Below are 17823 nucleotides of genomic sequence, written 5' to 3' on the forward strand. Positions count from 1 at the left end.
GGTCCGTTTCCCCGTACTTACTTGGAGGGCTTCAGGTTCAGCACGATCTCCAGCGCGGTCGGCTGGGTGTGCTGCGGCGGGGCGTACGGGTCGGCCTCGGTGGGCCAGCCCACCCAGTTCTTCGTGGAGTACTCGGCCCCGATGGGGGCGGCGGCCGTCGGGATCACCGGCGCCTGCTCGACCATGATCTTCTGGAGCTTGTTCATGGCCGTGGTGCGGGTGGCTTCCTCGGTGGCGTTGGCGTAGTCCTTGAGCGCCTGGGTCGCCTCGGGGCTCTTGAAGCGGCCGAAGTTGCCGAGCTGGGAGCTCTTGCCGATGGGCTGGAGCAGCGCGCCGTCCATGATGTTCTGGTACATGTCGTACGGGGTCGCGCCGCTGTTGGTCCAGTGCAGGGTGGCGTCGAAGTTGCCGTTGGCGACGTCCGCGCCCCAGGCCTCGGCGGTCTGCGTCTTGACCTTCGCCTCGATGCCGAGCTGCTTGATGTTGTCCTTGATGATGGAGAGCCCGGTGATGTAGTCGTTCCAGCCGGCCGGGTCGGTCAGCGTCAGCTTCACCGGCTTTCCGCTCGGGTCCTTCAGCACACCGCCGGAGAGCTTGAACCCGGCGTCGTCGAGGATCTTCTTGGCGCCGGCCACATCGGGCGCGGTCGTCGCGCTCTTGTACTCGGGCGCCAGGAACGAGTCACCGGCGGGCAGCGGGATGCCGGTGGGGTTGGTGATCTCCGGGTAGAGGGTCGCCTCGGCCTGGGTGTAGATCGCCTTGCGGTCGACGACCATCGCCATGGCCTTGCGCAGCGCCGGGCTGTCGAACGGCTTGCGGGCGGTGTTGAACCACAGTCCGTGGATGCCGAGCCCGGACGGGAACCACAGCTTGTGGTTCTTGGGGTCCTTGGCGACGAACAGCTGCTTGTAGTTCGGCATGAAGACGAACGACCACTCGACCTTGCCGCTCGCGAGCGCCGTGGTCGCCGCGCTGTTGTCGTTGTACGCGGTGTACCGCAGCTCCTTGACCTTGGTCTTGCCCTTCCAGTAGGTGGGCGTGGCCGTCAGCGTGGTGGTCTGCGGGGTGAACGTCTTCAGCTTGTACGGGCCGGAGCCGACCGGGGTGCGGTTGGGCCAGGTCTCCGGGTTCTTGACACCTTCCCAGATGTGCTTGGGCACGATGAACTGCTGGGTGATCTTGTTCTGGTTGACGAACTGGGAGTCCTTGAAGGTCAGGACAACCTTCTTGCCCTCGACCGAGACCCCGTCGAACGGAATGCCGTTGCCGTTCAGCGCCGGGTGCTTCTTGAGCAGTTCGAAGGTGTACGCGACGTCGTCGGCGGTCAGGGGCTTGCCGTCGGCCCACTTGGCCTTGGGGTCGAGGGTGAAGGTGACCTTGGTGAAGTTGGACTCCCACGTCCAGTCGGTCGCCAGCCACGGCTCGGCCTTGTCCGCGGGCTTGATCTGGTTCGTCATCGCCAGCGGCTCGTAGATCATGAAGCGGTAGCCGAGCGTGGCACCGGCCGAGGTGCTGAGGAACGGGTTGCTGTTGTTGGTCTGCGGTCCGTCCGGCTTGCCCAGGGTCAGCACGCCGGAGGCGCCGCCACCCCCTTTGTTGGCACCCGAGTTGGCGGACGAGCAACCGGTGGCAAGAGCGACCACGACGGTGGCTATTGAGAGCGCTCTCAGTGCGGGGCGGCGGCGTGCGGACATGGCGACTCCAGGAAGGACTGCGGGTCCGGAGGATCCGGGACGGAGGGTGGTCGGCGCTCGGCGCGCCGGGTACAGGTGGTGCGGGTGGTGCGGGTGGTGCGGGTGGTGCGGGTGGTGCGGGTGGTGCCGAGGGTGCGCGGGGAGGCGCGTAGGCGACAAGGGGTGCGGCGGCCGGGAGGGATCCCGGCCGCACCGCTACGGCGCCGAGAGGCGCACGACCAGTTCGGTGGGCAGTACGACCGGTCCGTCGGGGGTGGCCGTGCCGCCGAGGTGGGAGAGCAGCAGCCGCGCCGCCGTCTCACCCATCTGCCGGGTGGGCTGGCGCACGGTGGTCAGCGGCGGTTCGGTGTGCTCGGCCATCGGGATGTCGTCGAAGCCGACCACGGCGATGTCATCGGGCACCGACCGGCCGGCCGCGCGCAACGCCCGCAGCACGCCCGCCGCGCTGATGTCGTTGTGCGCGAAGACCGAGTCGAACTGTGCGCCTTCGGCGAGGAGTTGTTCCACCGCCTGTCGGCCGGACCGTTCGGTGAAGTCCCCGTGGACGACGAGATCGGTCGGCAGGACCGTACGGAATCCGTCCAGCCGGTCGCGTACACAGCCGAAGTGCTGGGGGCCCGTGAGGACCAGGGGCCTGGTGCGTCCGGCGGCCAGCAGATGGCGGGCGGCGGACGCGCCTCCTTCGTGGTTGGTGGTCACGACGGAGGGGAACTCGGGATGGTGGCCGCGGTCATCGATGAGCACGATCGGCAGGCCACCGCGGTGCAGTGCGGTGAGGTGGTCGAGGGTGTTCTCGGGTTCGACGACGACGAGCCCGTCGAAGGCACGCGCCGACACCTGGCTGGTGAAGCGCTCCACGGACTCGGCGCCCCGGTTGCAGGTGAAGAGCAGCAGCCCGTAGTCGGCGGCCTCGACGGTGTCGACGACACCCTGGAGCACTTCGCCCATCCACGGCCAGGTGAGCGAGGGCACCAGCATGCCGACCGTACGGCTGCTGCCGCGGGCCAGTCCGACGGCGCCCGAGCTGGGTACGTAACCGAGTTGTGCGATCACTTCGCGAACACGGGCTGCCGTTGAACCGTCCACCTCGCCCTTGGTGTTGATGACCCGGGACACGGTCGTCTTGCTGACGCCGGCCTCACGGGCGACATCGGCGATGGTGACACGCATCGGGGGCCTCCGGGACAAGGCAGAACAGGGAGCGGAACCGGTACCGCAACCGGTTCCGGAACCGGTACCGGCGTTGCGGCGTGAGTTAACCCCGCTGGAACAGTGCCGTCAATACTTCACGTCGACATTGGTCCGTACCCATCTCCCCGGCAGGCAGGACGTGTTGTGTGTTCAAGTTGTGAACGCGCGCCCCCTTGACGCGAGTCCGCAACAGCAGTTCACTCACGCCTCGATCGACGGCAACTCCCCCACAGTCCCTGCCGAGAAAGGCAGCAGCCCATGATCAGATCAAGCAGAGCGGCTCGCGCGCTGGTCGCCGCAGTGCTCGCGACCGCGGGTCTCAGCGGGCTCTCGTCCGGTACGGCGCAGGCCGCCGGTGAGACCGTGAACATCGCGCTGACCACGACGGACGACGCCGGTGGCCGGCATGTCACCCGCGGCCTGGAGGCACAGACCCCGGTCGCCTTCGGCTCCGGTAACAGTGGCAGCGGTACGAACATCACGGTCGACGAGAACACCCGCTACCAGACGTTCACGGGCGGCGGCGCCTCGTTCACCGACACGGCCGCGTACTTGATGAAGAGCAGCGGGGCGCTCAGCCAGGCGACCCGCGACGCGACGATGAAGAAGCTCTTCTCCCCCACCGAGGGCATCGGGCTCTCGTTCGTACGCAATCCGATGGGCGGATCGGACCTCGCCAGAACCGGCTACACGTACGACGACGTACCGTCCGGCCAGACCGACCCGTCGCTGGCGAAATTCTCGATCGCACATGATCTGGAGGACGTGCTCCCGCTGACCGAGCAGGCCAAGCAGCTCAACCCGGCGCTGACGACGGTCGCGTCGCCGTGGACCGCGCCGGCCTGGATGAAGGACAGCGGCCAGCTGAACGGCGGCTGGCTGAAGGCGGAGAACTACGGCGCCTACGCCAACTACTTCGTGAAGTACCTCCAGGCGTACAGGGACCAGGGCATTCCGGTCGACTACGTCACCGCGCAGAACGAGCCGACCTGCTGTTCCGGCTATCCGTCGATGAGCTGGAACGGCTCGGGGCTCGCCTACTTCACCAAGAGCGAACTGCTGCCCAAACTCCAGTCCGCGGGGCTCGCCACCAAGGTCCTCGCCCACGACTGGAACTGGGACACCTACGACGCCTACGCGGCGGCCACGGTGGACGACCCGGCGGTACGCAACCACCCGAACTTCGGCGGGGTCGCCTGGCACGGCTACGGCGGTGACGTCACCAAGCAGACCACCGTGCACAACCAGTACCCGACGATGGACGCCTTCCAGACCGAGCACTCGGGCGGCACCTGGATCGCCGACCAGCAGCGCGAGGACATGCTCAACATCGTCGACTACACCCGCAACTGGGCGAAGTCGGTGACCAAGTGGTCCCTGGCCGTGGACCAGAACCGGGGCCCGCACAACGGCGGTTGCGGCACCTGCGACGGGCTGATCACCGTGCACAACGGGGACAGCAGGAGCGGGCAGGTCGACTACAACGTCGAGTACTACACGATGGGTCATCTGACGAAGTTCGTCCGGCCCGGCGCCCAGCGGATCGCCTCGACGGCCAGCTCCACCGTGCCCAATGTGGCCTGGCGCAACCCGGACGGTTCGAAGGCGCTGATCGCGTACAACGGCGGTACGTCGGCGCAGCAGGCCACCGTCAACTGGGGCGGCCAGAAGTTCACCTACTCGCTGCCGGGGCGCACCTCGGCGACCTTCACCTGGTCCGGCAGTCCGTCCGGCTCCACCGGCACCTCGGGCGTCTTCTCGGGCCCTGCGGGCAAGTGCCTGGACGTCGCGGGCGGCAGCAGTGCCGACGGGACGGCCGTCCAGCTCTATGACTGCAACGGCTCGGCGGCGCAGCGCTGGACGGTCGCAGCGGACGGTTCCATCCAGGCGTTGGGCTCCTGCCTGGATGTGACGTCCGCGTCGACGGCCAACGGAGCAAAAGTGCAGCTGTACACCTGCAACGGTTCGTCGGCGCAGCGCTGGACGTACAACTCCTCGACGGGTGACGTCGTCAACACGGCCGCGGACAAGTGTCTGGACATCACCGACCAGTCGACGGCGAACGGGGCCCGCGCCCAGATCTGGACCTGCACCGGAGCCGCCAACCAGAAGTGGCATCTCCAGTAACGGGGCCGATCTGTCCGGGGGGAGGGGCGGGCCCGCGGAGACTGCTCCGTGGGTCCGCCCCTGGCCGGGCCGGCTACTCCGTGGGCTCGACCCCGGCCCGCAGCAGGCCGTAGGTGTACGCGTCCTCCAGTGCCTGCCAGGAGGCCGCGATGACGTTCTCCGCGACGCCGACGGTCGCCCAGTCGCCGGTGCCGTCGCCCGTGGTGATGAGCACCCGGGTGGTGGACTCGGTGCCGGTGCGGCCCTCCAGGATGCGGACCTTGTAGTCGACCAGCTCCAACTTGGCGAGCTGCGGGTAGATCCGCTCCAGGGCGACGCGCAGCGCCCGGTCGAGTGCGTTGACCGGGCCGTTGCCCTCGGCCGTGGCGACGAGACGCTCGCCCTTGGACCAGAGCTTCACGGTCGCCTCGTTGGCGTGGGTGCCGTCGGGGCGGTCCTCGACGATCGCGCGCCAGGACTCCGTACGGAAGTAGCGGCGCACCCGGCCCTCGGCCTCGGCGCGCAGCAGCAGTTCGAAGGAGGCGTCGGCGGCCTCGTACGTGTAGCCCTGGAGCTCACGCTCCTTGACCCGCTCGACGACGCGCCCGACGAGCTCGCGGTCGCCCCCGAGGTCGATGCCGAGCTCCTTGCCCTTGAGCTCGATGGAGGCGCGGCCCGCCATGTCGGAGACGAGCATCCGCATGGTGTTGCCGACCAGCGCCGGGTCGATGTGCTGGTAGAGGTCCGGGTCGACCTTGATGGCGGAGGCGTGCAGCCCGGCCTTGTGGGCGAAGGCGGAGACACCCACATAGGGCTGGTGCGTGGAGGGCGTGAGGTTGACGACCTCGGCGATGGCGTGCGAGACGCGGGTCATGTCGGCGAGCGCGCCGTCGGGGAGGACGGCCTTGCCGTACTTCAGTTCCAGGGCGGCGACGACGGGGAAGAGGTTGGCGTTGCCGACCCGCTCGCCGTAGCCGTTCGCGGTGCACTGCACGTGCGTCGCGCCCGCGTCGACGGCGGCCAGGGTGTTGGCGACCGCGCAGCCGGTGTCGTCCTGGGCGTGGATACCGAGCCGGGCGCCGGTGTCGGCGAGGACGGTGGAGACGACGGCCTGGATCTGGGCGGGGAGCATCCCGCCGTTGGTGTCGCAGAGGATGACGACATCGGCACCGGCCTCGGAGGCAGCCCGGACGACGTCCTTGGCGTACTCGGGATTGGCGCGGTAGCCGTCGAAGAAGTGCTCGCAGTCGACGAAGACCCGGCGGCCCTGCTCGCGCAGGTAGGAGACGGTGTCGCGGACCATCTCCAGGTTCTCGTCGAGCGTGGTGCGCAGGGCGAGTTCCACATGCCGGTCGTGCGACTTGGCGACCAGCGTGATCACCGGGGCGCCCGACTCCAGCAACGCCTTGACCTGCGGGTCCTCGGAGGCCTTGCCGCCCGCCCTGCGGGTCGCACCGAAGGCGACCAGCTCGGCGTTCTTGAACTCGATCTCCTGCTGGGCGCGGGCGAAGAACTCCGTGTCGCGGGGGTTGGCTCCGGGCCAGCCGCCCTCGATGAAGCCCACGCCGAAGTTGTCCAGGTGCCGGGCAATGGTCAGCTTGTCCGCGACCGTCAGGTTGATGCCTTCACGCTGTGCACCGTCGCGCAGTGTGGTGTCGAAGACATGGAAGCTGTCATCGGTGGCCTTGGCCTTGGTGGTCATGCTGATCTGACTCCTGTCGGATGAGTGGATCCGGACGATCGGGCTCCACTTGCCCCCATCATCGCGCGCGCATCGGCCCGGCCGAGGTGAGGGCCGGAAAACGAAAAAACCCCTCGCGGGTGCGAGAGGTCTGCGCGCGGGTCTGGGGCACGGTGGCCGCTCCGCATCTGGTGGTACGGGACGGTCACTGCGGACCGGCGCGCCTGTTGCCAATAATCATGACGAACAAGGACACGGAGGCAGTCTCGCACAGCACTGCCTCCGTGCCGTCGCCCGTCTCAGGATGCGGGCGTGACGCTCGTCGCCCGGGACGGCTCCGTCGCCTGCCTGGCCCTCCGGTCGGCCGCGCCGACCCGGCCCAGGTCGATGTCGCGGGTCTCGCGCATCGTCAGATAGACGACGAGGGAGACCGCGGCGCAGCCCGCCACGTACCAGTAGAAGCCCGACTCGATGCCCGCGTCCTTGAACCAGAGCGCCACGTATTCGGCGGTGCCGCCGAAGAGGGCGTTGGCGAGGGCGTACGGGAGGGCGACACCGAGTGCGCGGATGCCGGTCGGGAAGAGCTCGGCCTTCACGCAGGCGTTGATCGAGGTGTAGCCGGTGACGACGACCAGAGCGAGCAGCGCCAGGCCGAACGCGGGCCAGAAGGTCCCCGCGTTCTTGAGCATCGTCATGATCGGCACGGTCAGGAAGGTGGAGCCCACGGCGAAGGTGATCAGCAGCGGGCGGCGGCCGACCCGGTCGGAGACCATGCCGGCCAGCGGCTGGATGCACATGAAGACGAACAGGGCGCAGAAGCTGACGAGCGAGGCGGTGGACTTCTCCATGCCGGCGCTCTTGGAGAGGAACTTGGTGAGGTAGGTCGTGTACGTGTAGTACGCAACGGTTCCGCCCATGGTCAGCGCCATCACCAGGAACGCCTCGCGTTTGTGCTTCCACAGCACCTTCAGCGTGCCCCGGTCCTGCTGGGCGGCCGCGCCTGACTCGGCGTACACCTCGGTCTCCAGCATGGAGCGGCGCAGATAGAAGACGATGGCCGCGCCGAGCGCACCGACGACGAACGGGATGCGCCAGCCCCAGCTGTGCAGCGCCGCGTCGGACATGTTGCGCTGCAGGACGATCTGCAGGCCGAGGCCGACGAGCTGTCCTGCGGTCATGGACACGTACTGGAAGCTGGAGGCGAAGCCGCGCCGGTGGGGTGCCGACGCCTCGGTGAGGTAGGTGGCGCTGGCTGCGTACTCGCCGCCGACCGAGAGACCCTGGAGGAGCCGGGCCACCAGCAGGACGGCGACGCCTCCGTACCCCGCCACGGCGTAGGTCGGCGCGATGGCGATGAGGATCGCGGAGGCAGACATGAGGGTGACGGTGAGGGTCAGCGCGGCCTTGCGTCCCTGGCGGTCACCGATCCGGCCGAGCAGCCAGCCGCCGACCGGCCGCATGAAGAAGCCGACGGCGAAGATGCCCATGGTGTTCATGAGATTCGCGGTCTCATTGCCTTCGGGGAAGAACGAATCCGCGAAGTAGACCGCGAAGGTCGCGTACACGAACCAGTCGAACCACTCGACCATGTTGCCGGCCGAGCCGACCCAGATTTTCTTCCACTGCTCTCGTCCCATGGTCCGTCACCGTGCCCCAACGGCCAGGAACGTAACAAGAGTGCATAGGGCAACGATCATGCGTACTTACGTGCGTTGCGTTCTCGGCCGGGCGAACAGCCGCGGCGACGGCGGTCCGGTCCACCCGATCGGCGGCGGGGCGGCGCGATTGCCGGTGATAGGGATCCACGGTGACCTCGCAGCCGCCCACCGGCCCGCCGTCCGGGCCGCTGTCGCCACCGCCCCCGCCCCCGCCCGGTCCCGGACCCCGGCCGGGACTGGGACCGGGACCGGGACCGGGTGACGGTTCGGGCCGGGGTCCGGCCGGCCGGCGCTCCCGCCGCACTCTGGTGCTGATCGCCGTCGGCGCGGCGGTGGTGGTGGCGCTGGGGCTGATCGTGCTGCTGCGCGCCATCGGCGGCGGCAACCCGGCCGGCGGCTCCTCGACGCCTGCGGGCACCGGCGCGACCACGACCCCGCAGGCCCACAGGGTCGTGCGGACCGCCGCGCTGCCCCCCGCGGACTGGGGCCCCGGGTTCGTCAAGTCCACTCCGTACGAACAGGATCCGCTGGCGGAGACGGTGGTGCAGGAGAACTGCACACTCGTCGCGAAGCCGAGCAGGACGGGCACGCCGGCCTCAGTCGGACGGCGGTCCCAGAAGGCCGCGCCCTACGAGAACGGGCTCTCCCAGATCCGGGTGTACGCGGACACCGCCACCGCGAAGAAGTTCCTGACCGACGGCAAGAACGCCGTCGGCCGCTGCCCGAACCAACAGGACGGCAAGGCCCGCTGGAAGGACATCCGCGAGACCGCCCCGCCGGACCTGCCCGGCTTCGACGACCTGGTGTCCGAGCAGGGCACGCTGGTCACGTACAACGACGGCTCGGCGGCGGACATCCGCTATGTGCTGCTGACCGGCCGCACCGGCGCCACCGTAATGACCAGCTATCTGTCCGGCCCGCCCGAGGTGGAGCAGCAGATCCACCAGGGCGCCGAGGAGGCACTCGCGCGGATGCGCAGCCGGCTGCCCCAGCGGTGACCGGCGGCGTCATCAGGCGAGCGACTCGTCCAGGAACTCCCGTACGTGGGCGAGGATTCCGCCCCGGTCGGTGCCCGGCAGACCGATCGCCACATGGATGCTGAACCCGTCGAGCAGGGCGCGCAGCCGGGTCGCGTACCGTTCGGCGTCGACGGCCCGGAACTCCCCGCGCGAGGCGCCCTCCGCCAGCAGCGCCACCAGGTCCCGGTGCCAGGCCCGCTCGATGGCGGCCTGCCGGGCACGCGCGTCGGCGTCGGCGTTCTGCGAGCGGTTCCAGACCTCCAGCCAGAGCGTCCAGTGCGGATCGCGGTGACCGTCGGGGATGTAGAGATCGACGTACGCGTCGAGCCGCTCGCGGACCGGGGTCTGCCGGGCCAGCAGTTCGCTCCGCTGTACGCCGAGCCTTCCCTCGCTCCACTCCAGGGCCTGCAGCAGCAGCTCGTCCTTGGTACGGAAGTAGTAGAGGAGATGCCCGCTGCTCATGGAGACCTCACGGCCGAGACCGGCCATGGTGAGGCCGTCCAGACCGCGTTCGGCGATGGTCGCCATGGCGGCGGCCAGCACCTCCTCCCGGGGCGGGGCGGTGTTGCGGCGGCGCGGGGCGGGGGTCATCGGAGGGCTCCCGCGGTCCAGCCGTCCGGCACCGGGTGGATGCGCCGGAGCGCCTGGCCCTGTACGGCGTGCTGGACGTTGCTCTCCACGGAATCCATCAGACCCTCGGCTGCTGCTGCGTGATGCAGTGGATGCCTCCACCACCCGCGAAGATCGTACGTGCGTCGACCAGGGTCACGGTCCGCTCGGGGTACAGGCGGCGGAAGATACCCGCGGCGATCTCGTCACGGGGGTCGTCGAAGCCGCACAGCACCACGCCGCCGTTGCAGACGTAGTGGTTGATGTACGAGTAGTCGACCCAGTGACCGTCCTCGTCCCGCACCACGGTCGGGGCAGGGACCTCGACGACCTCCAGGGGACGGCCCCGGGCGTCGGTCCGGGACCTGAGCATCTCCACGTTCTCCTTGCAGAGTTCGTGGTCGGGGTGGGACGGGTCCGGCTGGGTGTGGACGACGACGACTCCGGGGCCGGCGAACGCGGCGACGATGTCGACATGGCCGAGGGTGCCGAAGCCGTGCGGCGGGTAGTCGCCGGTCAGACCGCACTTCAGCCAGATCGCCTTCGTGGTGCCCAGCCTGGCGTGGATCTCGGCCTCGACCATTTCCTTGGTCCAGCCCGGGTTGCGTTCCTTGCCGAGCTGGACGGTCTCGGTGAGCAGGACGGTGCCCTCGCCGTCGACGTGGATGCCGCCGCCCTCGTTGACCAGCGGCGAACTGTGCACGGGGACCCCCGCGAGATCCGCGACATGGCGGGCGATCTTCGCATCGTGTTCCCAGGTCGCCCAGTCCTGTGCGCCCCAGCCGTTGAAGACCCAGTCCACGGCGGCCAGTCGGCTGCCGTCGGTGACGAACGTCGGACCGATGTCACGCATCCAGGCGTCGTCCAGTTCGCGCTCGACCAGGTCGATGTCCGGTCCGAGTGCGGCGCGGGCGCCCTTCGCCTGACCGGGACCGACGACCATGGTGACCGGCTCGAAGCGGCGTACGGCGCGGGCCACCGAGGCCCATGCCCTGCGGGACTCGGCGAGGTCGTCACCGGTGAACGTGACGTTGGGGCCCGGCCAGGCCATCCAGGTGCGCTCGTGCGGGGCCCACTCGGGCGGCATACGGAAGGTCATGTCGTCGGACTCCTCGTTCTTACAGGAAATAGAGGCGGTTGAGGGAGATCGATTCGGCGGGTCCGGAGCGCACCGGGTCACCGTCCAGCGTGACCAGGCCGCTGTGCCCGTCCACCGCCACGTCCCCGATACGGGAGTTGAGCCGGAGATCGGCCGGGCCGATCCCGCGGGTGCCGCGTACGGCGACCCTGCGCCGTCGCGTCGGCATCAGGTCGGAGCCCAGCTCGGTCGCGGCCTTTGCCACGAAGGCCACCGAGAGGTCCGCGGGGGTCGCTCCGTACGCTCCGAACTGCGGTCCCAGGACGAGGGGTTCACAGGTGTCGGTCGCGGCGTTGGGGTCGCCCGTCACTCCGTAGGCCGGGAAACCCGACTTCAGCACGAGCTGCGGCTTGGCACCGAAGTACTGCGGCTTCCAGAGCACGATGTCGGCGAGCTTGCCCACCTCGATCGATCCGATCTCGTGCGAGAGACCGTGTGCGATGGCGGGGTTGATCGTCAGCTTTGCCATGTAGCGCAGCACCCGGGCGTTGTCGTCGTGCGCGCCGTCGCCCTCCATCGGACCCAGCTCGGCCTTCATCTTCCCGGCCATGGCGAAGGTGCGGCGTACGGTCTCGCCCGCGCGCCCCATCCCCTGGGCGTCCGACGAGGTGATGCCGATCGCGCCGAGGTCGTGCAGCACGTCCTCGGCACCCATCGTCCCTGCCCTGATCCGGTCCCGTGCCATGGCGGCGTCCCCGGGCAGGTCGGTCTTGAGGTCGTGTACGGAGACGATCATCCCGTAGTGCTCGGCGACCGCGTCCCGGCCGAACGGAAGGGTCGGATTGGTGGACGAGCCGATCACGTTCGGGACGCCCGCCATCTTGAGGACGTTCGGTACGTGCCCGCCGCCGCAGCCCTCGATGTGGAAGGCGTGGATCGTCCGGCCGTCCAGGACGCGCAGGGTGTCCTCGACGGAAAGGCATTCGTTCAGCCCGTCGCTGTGGAGGGCGACCTGTACGTCGTGCTCCTCGGCGACCCGCAGGGCCGTGTCGAGCGCCCGGGTGTGCGCGCCCATGTCCTCGTGCACCTTGAAGCCGGACGCGCCGCCTTCCGCGAGCGCCTCCACAAGCGGCGCGTCGTGGGAGGACGAACCGCGGGCCAGGAAGCCGATGTTGACCGGCCAGGCGTCGAAGGCGTTGAAGGCGTGGCGCAGCGCCCACGGCGAGTTGACACCGACGCCCCAGACGGGGCCGAACTCCTGGCCGATGACGGTGGTGACACCGGAGGCGAGCGAGGCCTCCATGATGCGCGGCGACAGCAGATGGACATGGGTGTCGACGGCGCCGGCCGTCGCGATCATGCCCTCGCCGGACACGATCGTGGTGCCCGTGCCGACGACGACGTCCACGCCGTCGAGCGTGTCCGGGTTCCCGGCCCGTCCGATCGAGCAGATCCGGCCTTCGCGGATGCCGATGGAGACCTTCCGGATGCCCAGCGCCGCGTCGATGACCAGCACATTGCTGATGACGACGTCACAGGTGTCGCGTACGGCGGCGGCCTTGAGATGCAGGCCGTCGCGCGCGGTCTTGCCGAAGCCGGCCAGGAACTCGTCGCCGGGCGCCTGCGCGTCCGACTCGACGCGCACCACCAGGCCGGAGTCGCCTAGGACGACCCGGTCGCCGGCGCGCGGCCCGTGGACCGATGCGTATGCGTAGGGGTCCATCAGGCGTTCTCCGCTCCGAGATAGCCGCAGGCCGCCGCACGTCGCAGGGCCTCTTCCTTCGCTCCGGGCGCGTCCAGCGGACCGTCGACCAGACCCGCGAAGCCGATCGCGATCCGGGCGCCGCCGATCGGCAGCAGGCCGACCTCGGTCTCGCCGCCCGGATCGAAGCGGACCGACGCTCCGGCAGGGACGCACAGCCGCATTCCGTACGCCGCGGCCCGGTCGAAGTCGAGCCGCGGGTTGGCCTCGAAGAAGTGGAAGTGCGAGGTGACGCTGACCGGGACGGTCGCGGTGTTGCGCACGGTCAGCCGCAATTCGGGCCGGGGCTCGGCGTGCGGTGGTGCGGGCAGCACGGCGCCGGGCACGGCGTCCGCCGGCCGGACTCCGGTGCCGGCACCTATGGGGTCGGAGACGACGGCGAGCCGGGATCCGTCGTCGAAGACGGCCTCCACATGCACCTCGGTGACCACGTCCGCGACGCCGGGCAGGACGTCGTCGGGGCCCAGCACGCTGCGCGCGGCCTCGATCGCCTCCGCGAGCCGCCGCCCGTCCCGGGCCGCCTCGCAGACGGTGTCCGCGATGAGCGCGGTCGCCTCGGGGATATTGAGCCTCAGGCCACGCGCGCGGCGCGCCCGTGCCAGTTCGGCGGCGCCGAAGAGCAGCAGCCGGTCACGCTCGGTCGGGGTCAGTCGCACGTCACCACACCTCCTGTTTGAGCATCACTCTAATCATGAATCCCCCGTATGAAAACCATGGATGTGGCAGCAACTCGGCATCACTTAGAGCGACACTCAAACTGTCGGACAGGGGTGGCCCAGCCGATGGAACAGCGCCGAGTCGGCACCGTCCGGGAACCGGTGCAGCGCTCCGCGCGACCTCGTACCGAAAACCGTCAGCGCGGGCGGCCGGCACGCGGGGCGGCCGCGCCCAAAAACGACTTCGCCCGCCCCGGCGGCTGCCGGGGCGGGCGAAGTCGTACGGGACCGTGAATCACCCGAGCGGGTGCATCCAGCCGTGGGTGTCCTCCGCGATACCGCGCTGGACGTCGAGGAGCCGGTCGCGCAACTTCATCGTGACCTCGCCGGGCTTGCCGTCGCTCTGGGTCCACTCGCCGCCCGCGGACTTGACGATGCCGACGGGGGTGATGACAGCGGCGGTGCCGCAGGCGAAGACCTCGGTGAGGGTGCCGTTCTCGGTGTCGGCGCGCCACTGGTCGATGGAGACGCGGCTCTCCTCGGACTCGTAGCCGAGGTCACGGGCGACCCGGAGCAGCGAGTCACGGGTGACACCGGCGAGCAGCGAGCCGGTCAGCGCCGGGGTGACGATCTTGTTCCCGTACACGAAGTACAGGTTCATGCCACCGAGTTCCTCGACCCACTTGTGCTCGACCGCGTCGAGGTAGGCAACCTGCTCGCAGCCCTGCTCGGCGGCCTCGGCCTGGGCGAGGAGGGACGCGGCGTAGTTGCCGCCGGTCTTGGCGTCGCCCATGCCGCCGGGGACGGCGCGGACCCGGTTCTCGGAGAGCCAGATGGAGACCGGCTTCACACCGCCGGGGAAGTAGGCGCCGGCGGGCGAGGCGATGACGATGAAGAGGTACTCGTTGGCGGGCTTGACACCGAGGCCGACCTCGGACGCGATCATGAACGGGCGCAGGTAGAGCGACTCCTCGCCGCCGTGCGCCGGAACCCATGCCTTGTCCTGCTGGACCAGCACGTCGCACGCCTCGATGAACGTCTCCACCGGCAGCTCGGGCATGGCCAGACGGTGCGCGGAGCGCTGGAACCGCTTGGCGTTGGCCTCGGGGCGGAACGTGGCCACCGATCCGTCGGGCTGACGGTAGGCCTTGAGCCCCTCGAAGATCTCCTGCGCGTAGTGCAGGACGTTGGTGGCGGGGTCGATCGACAGCGGGCCGTAGGGGACGAGCTGGCCGTCGTGCCAGCCGCGGCCTTCGGTCCACTTGATGATCACCATGTGATCGGTGAAGTAGCGGCCGAATCCGGGGTTGGCCAGGATCGCCTCGCGCTCCGCGTCGGACAGCGGGGTGGAAGAAGGCTTGAGCTCGATCGTGGGCGTCGTCATGAGTGCGTGTCCTTCACCGGTTTTGTGTGTGAGGGACCGCGTTCACGCCGCTCCTGTCAGACAGGTGCTAGGACGTCCGAGCTTTATCACAAGCCACGGCCCCGTTCGATTATCGCCCGAGGGGGGCCGTGCACGAAATGACGTGATTGCGGTCCAGGGATCGATGGTGGCACCCGGGACCACGCAGGAGAAGCCGCCGGGTGCGGTTGCGACCCGGCGGCTTCGAAATGGAGTCGTCGGGTCAGCTCGCTACGCGTACCGCGAGCGCGTCGCCGATTTCCGAGGTCGTACGAGTGGTGTCGCCACGCTCCGCGAGGTCGGCGGAGACGGCGCCCTCGATGCGCACGGCCTCGGCCTCGTAGCCGAGGTGGCGCAGCAGGAGGGCGACGGAGAGGATCGTGGCGGTGGGGTCGGCCTTGCCCTGGCCCGCGATGTCCGGGGCGGAGCCGTGGACCGGCTCGAACATCGAGGGGAACTCGCCGCTCGGGTTGATGTTGCCCGAGGCCGCGACGCCGATGCCGCCGGAGACGGCCGCGGCGAGGTCGGTGATGATGTCGCCGAAGAGGTTGTCGGTGACGATCACGTCGAACCGCTCGGGCTGCGTGACGAGGAAGATCGTCGCCGCGTCCACGTGCAGGTAGTCGGTGGTGACGTCCGGGAACTCGGCCGCGACCTTGTTGAAGATGTTGGTCCACAGATGCCCGGCATAGGCCAGCACGTTGTTCTTGTGGACCAGCGTCAGCTTCTTGCGCGGGCGGGCCTGGGCGCGGGCGAACGCGTCACGGACCACACGCTCGACGCCGAACGCGGTGTTGACCGAGACCTCGGTGGCGACCTCGTGCGGGGTGCCGGTACGGATCGAGCCGCCGTTGCCGGTGTACGGGCCCTCGGTGCCCTCACGGACCACGACGAAGTCGATCTCCGGCTGACCCTTGAGCGGGGTCGCGACACCCGGAAGGAGCTTCGACGGCCGCAGGTTCACATGGTGGTCGAAGAGGAAACGGAGCTTCAGCAGGAAGCCGCGCTCCAGGACACCGGACGGGACCGAGGGGTCACCGATCGCGCCGAGCAGGATTGCGTCGTGCTGCTTGAGCGCCTGGACGTCCGCGTCGGTGAGGGTCTCACCGGTCGCGTGGTACCGCTTGGCGCCGAAGTCGAACTCCTTGGTCTCCAGCTTCACATCCTGCGGGAGAACAGCATTGAGGACCTTGAGGCCCTGAGCCACGACCTCCTGGCCGATACCGTCACCAGGGATCACTGCGAGATTGATGCTGCGAGACATGTCGGCACCTTACTGCTCGTCCCACCCCATGACATTTCACGTCCACCATACGGACACATGGGGAGCTGTACGTGTACCGTTCACCCACTCGACGAGAAGGCGTCAGCCGACGGGTGGATGTTCTGGCCATGGACATCCCTCGCTTCGGCATTCCCGAGAAGCTCGCCGACCGAATGAGCATGGCTGAGCAACACGACTATCTGCGTACCCGGCTCACCCGGCGTGGCGCGCTCCGCGCCGGTGCGGCGACCGCCGCCGTCGTCGGCGCCGGCCTCTCCACCGGGCTCGCCGCCTCGCCCGCCTACGCCGCGCCCACCGTGCTCTCCTCGCGCAACTCCTCCACTCAGGTGGACGGTTCGCTGGTCGCCCCGTTCGGCCGGCATCTCGCGTACGGCGCCGACCCGAAGACCCAGATGCGGATCTCCTGGCAGGTTCCGTTCGCCGTCGGGCGCCCGTACATCCGGATCGGGCTCAAGCCGTGGGCGCTGAGCCGGAAGATCGACGCCGAGGTGCGGCATCTGACGACCCCGCTGCTGAACGACGGCAAGATCGCGGCCGCCGAGCAGTTCTACATACACGCGGGACTGGACCGGCTGCAGCCCGGCACGACGTACTACTACGGCGTCGGCCACGACGGCTTCGACCCGGCCGACACCCGCAACCTGGGCACTCTCGGCACCTTCACCACCGCGCCCTCGCACGCCGAGCCCTTCACCTTCACGGCCTTCGGCGACCAGGGCGTCAGCTACCACGCCCTCGGCAACGACCAGCTGATCCTGGGCCAGAACCCGGCCTTCCACCTGCACGCGGGCGACATCTGCTACGCCGACCCGTCCGGTTCCGGCCAGTCGAGCGACACGTACGACGCCCGCACCTGGGACCAGTTCCTGGCGCAGACGGAAACCGTGTCGAAGACCGTGCCGTGGATGGTGACCACCGGCAACCACGACATGGAGGCCTGGTACTCGCCGGACGGCTACGGCGGCCAGAACGCCCGCTGGTCGCTGCCGGACAACGGCCCCGACCCGGTGGGCCAGCCCGGCGCCTACTCGTTCGTGCACGGCAATGTCGGCGTGGTCGCGCTCGACGCCAACGACGTCTCGTACGAGATCCCCGCCAACTTCGGGATCAGCGACGGCGGGCAGACCCGCTGGCTCGACCGGCGCCTCGGTGAGCTGCGGGCCCGTCACGACGTCGACTTCATCGTCGTGTTCTTCCACCACTGCGCCTTCTCGACGACCAACGCGCACGCCTCGGACGGCGGGGTGCGGGACGCCTGGGTGCCGCTCTTCGAGAAGCACCAGGTGGACCTGGTCATCAATGGCCACAACCACGTCTACGAGCGCACCGACGCGATCCTGAAGAACGCGGTCGCGCGGAAGGTGCCGATCGGCGAGCGCACCGACCCGACGCGGGACGGCATCGTGTACGTCACGGCGGGCGGCGCGGGCAAGGCGCTGTACAACTTCCCGGCGCCGGACACGTACGAGGGGCACGTCGCGGACCAGGAGAGCGTGAACACGTACCACGTGGTCAAGGGCGGCGGCAGGGCCACCGAGACCGTGGAGTGGTCGCGGGTGCGCTACACCGGCTTCTCGTTCCTCGCGGTCGAGGTCGAGCCCGGACGGCACGCCCGGATGAAGGTCACTGCGCTCGCCGAGTCGGGCGAGCGCATCGACCACTTCGAGATCAGCCGCGGATGA

13 protein-coding genes are annotated in these 17823 nt (G+C 69.2%); 3 read left to right on the top strand and 10 right to left on the bottom strand.

Translation table 11 applies throughout. The features are described 5' to 3' along the window. Positions 1–17: 17 nt before the first annotated feature. Both ACWCP8_RS19255 and ACWCP8_RS19260 read right to left on the bottom strand, forming a co-directional pair. Positions 18–1694 (bottom strand): ABC transporter substrate-binding protein, encoded by a 1677-nt coding sequence (locus ACWCP8_RS19255; protein ID WP_451117069.1) that lies wholly within the window; start codon positions 1692–1694, stop codon positions 18–20. 195 nt (positions 1695–1889) lie between these two features. After that, on the bottom strand, positions 1890–2864 hold the full coding sequence (locus tag ACWCP8_RS19260) for a LacI family DNA-binding transcriptional regulator (protein WP_356003789.1): 975 nt from the start codon (positions 2862–2864) through the stop codon (positions 1890–1892). 279 nt (positions 2865–3143) lie between these two features. On the opposite strand from ACWCP8_RS19260, the gene ACWCP8_RS19265 reads away from it, so the two are divergent. Then, the gene (locus ACWCP8_RS19265; RefSeq protein ID WP_451117071.1) at positions 3144–5012 is read left to right on the top strand and encodes a lectin; all 1869 of its coding nucleotides are present in this window, start codon (positions 3144–3146) and stop codon (positions 5010–5012) included. Between the two features lie 73 nt (positions 5013–5085). On the opposite strand, the gene cimA is transcribed toward ACWCP8_RS19265, so the two are convergent. Together cimA and ACWCP8_RS19275 are read right to left on the bottom strand one after the other, a co-directional pair. Continuing rightward, positions 5086–6693 carry a citramalate synthase gene (gene cimA, locus ACWCP8_RS19270; RefSeq protein WP_352263057.1) on the bottom strand — a complete coding sequence of 536 codons (1608 nt, stop codon included), beginning with the start codon at positions 6691–6693 and terminating at the stop codon, positions 5086–5088. A gap of 278 nt (positions 6694–6971) precedes the next feature. Beyond that, the gene (locus ACWCP8_RS19275) at positions 6972–8309 is read right to left on the bottom strand and encodes an MFS transporter (RefSeq protein ID WP_451117073.1); all 1338 of its coding nucleotides are present in this window, start codon (positions 8307–8309) and stop codon (positions 6972–6974) included. A gap of 170 nt (positions 8310–8479) precedes the next feature. On the opposite strand from ACWCP8_RS19275, the gene ACWCP8_RS19280 reads away from it, so the two are divergent. Then, positions 8480–9328, top strand: coding sequence for a hypothetical protein (locus tag ACWCP8_RS19280; RefSeq protein WP_451117075.1), 849 nt, complete (start codon positions 8480–8482; stop codon positions 9326–9328). 12 nt (positions 9329–9340) lie between these two features. Here ACWCP8_RS19280 and ACWCP8_RS19285 read toward each other — a convergent pair whose 3' ends face one another. The 6 genes from ACWCP8_RS19285 to ACWCP8_RS19310 all read right to left on the bottom strand — a co-directional run bounded on the left by ACWCP8_RS19285 (position 9341) and on the right by ACWCP8_RS19310 (position 16120). Continuing rightward, positions 9341–9940 carry a TetR/AcrR family transcriptional regulator gene (locus ACWCP8_RS19285; protein ID WP_451117077.1) on the bottom strand — a complete coding sequence of 200 codons (600 nt, stop codon included), beginning with the start codon at positions 9938–9940 and terminating at the stop codon, positions 9341–9343. A 97-nt stretch (positions 9941–10037) separates the two neighbouring features. Then, positions 10038–11057: an agmatine deiminase family protein gene (locus ACWCP8_RS19290; RefSeq protein ID WP_451117079.1), complete on the bottom strand. Its 1020-nt coding sequence runs from the start codon at positions 11055–11057 to the stop codon at positions 10038–10040. Positions 11058–11076: 19 nt separating this feature from the next. After that, positions 11077–12759, bottom strand: coding sequence for an urease subunit alpha (locus ACWCP8_RS19295; RefSeq protein ID WP_352263052.1), 1683 nt, complete (start codon positions 12757–12759; stop codon positions 11077–11079). Next, positions 12759–13454 carry an urease subunit gamma gene (gene ureA, locus ACWCP8_RS19300; RefSeq protein ID WP_356003802.1) on the bottom strand — a complete coding sequence of 232 codons (696 nt, stop codon included), beginning with the start codon at positions 13452–13454 and terminating at the stop codon, positions 12759–12761. Before ureA ends, ACWCP8_RS19295 begins: the two co-directional genes overlap by 1 nt. Before the next feature lie 295 nt (positions 13455–13749). Next, positions 13750–14838, bottom strand: a complete 1089-nt coding sequence (locus ACWCP8_RS19305; protein ID WP_356003805.1) for a branched-chain amino acid aminotransferase — start codon at positions 14836–14838, stop codon at positions 13750–13752. A 241-nt stretch (positions 14839–15079) separates the two neighbouring features. Further along, positions 15080–16120, bottom strand: coding sequence for a 3-isopropylmalate dehydrogenase (locus tag ACWCP8_RS19310; RefSeq protein ID WP_352263046.1), 1041 nt, complete (start codon positions 16118–16120; stop codon positions 15080–15082). 128 nt (positions 16121–16248) lie between these two features. Between ACWCP8_RS19310 and ACWCP8_RS19315 the strand changes: the two genes are divergently transcribed. Then, on the top strand, positions 16249–17823 hold the full coding sequence (locus ACWCP8_RS19315; RefSeq protein WP_356003809.1) for a purple acid phosphatase family protein: 1575 nt from the start codon (positions 16249–16251) through the stop codon (positions 17821–17823).

The sequence above is a fragment of the Streptomyces sp. NPDC002206 genome (genome assembly GCF_053593595.1).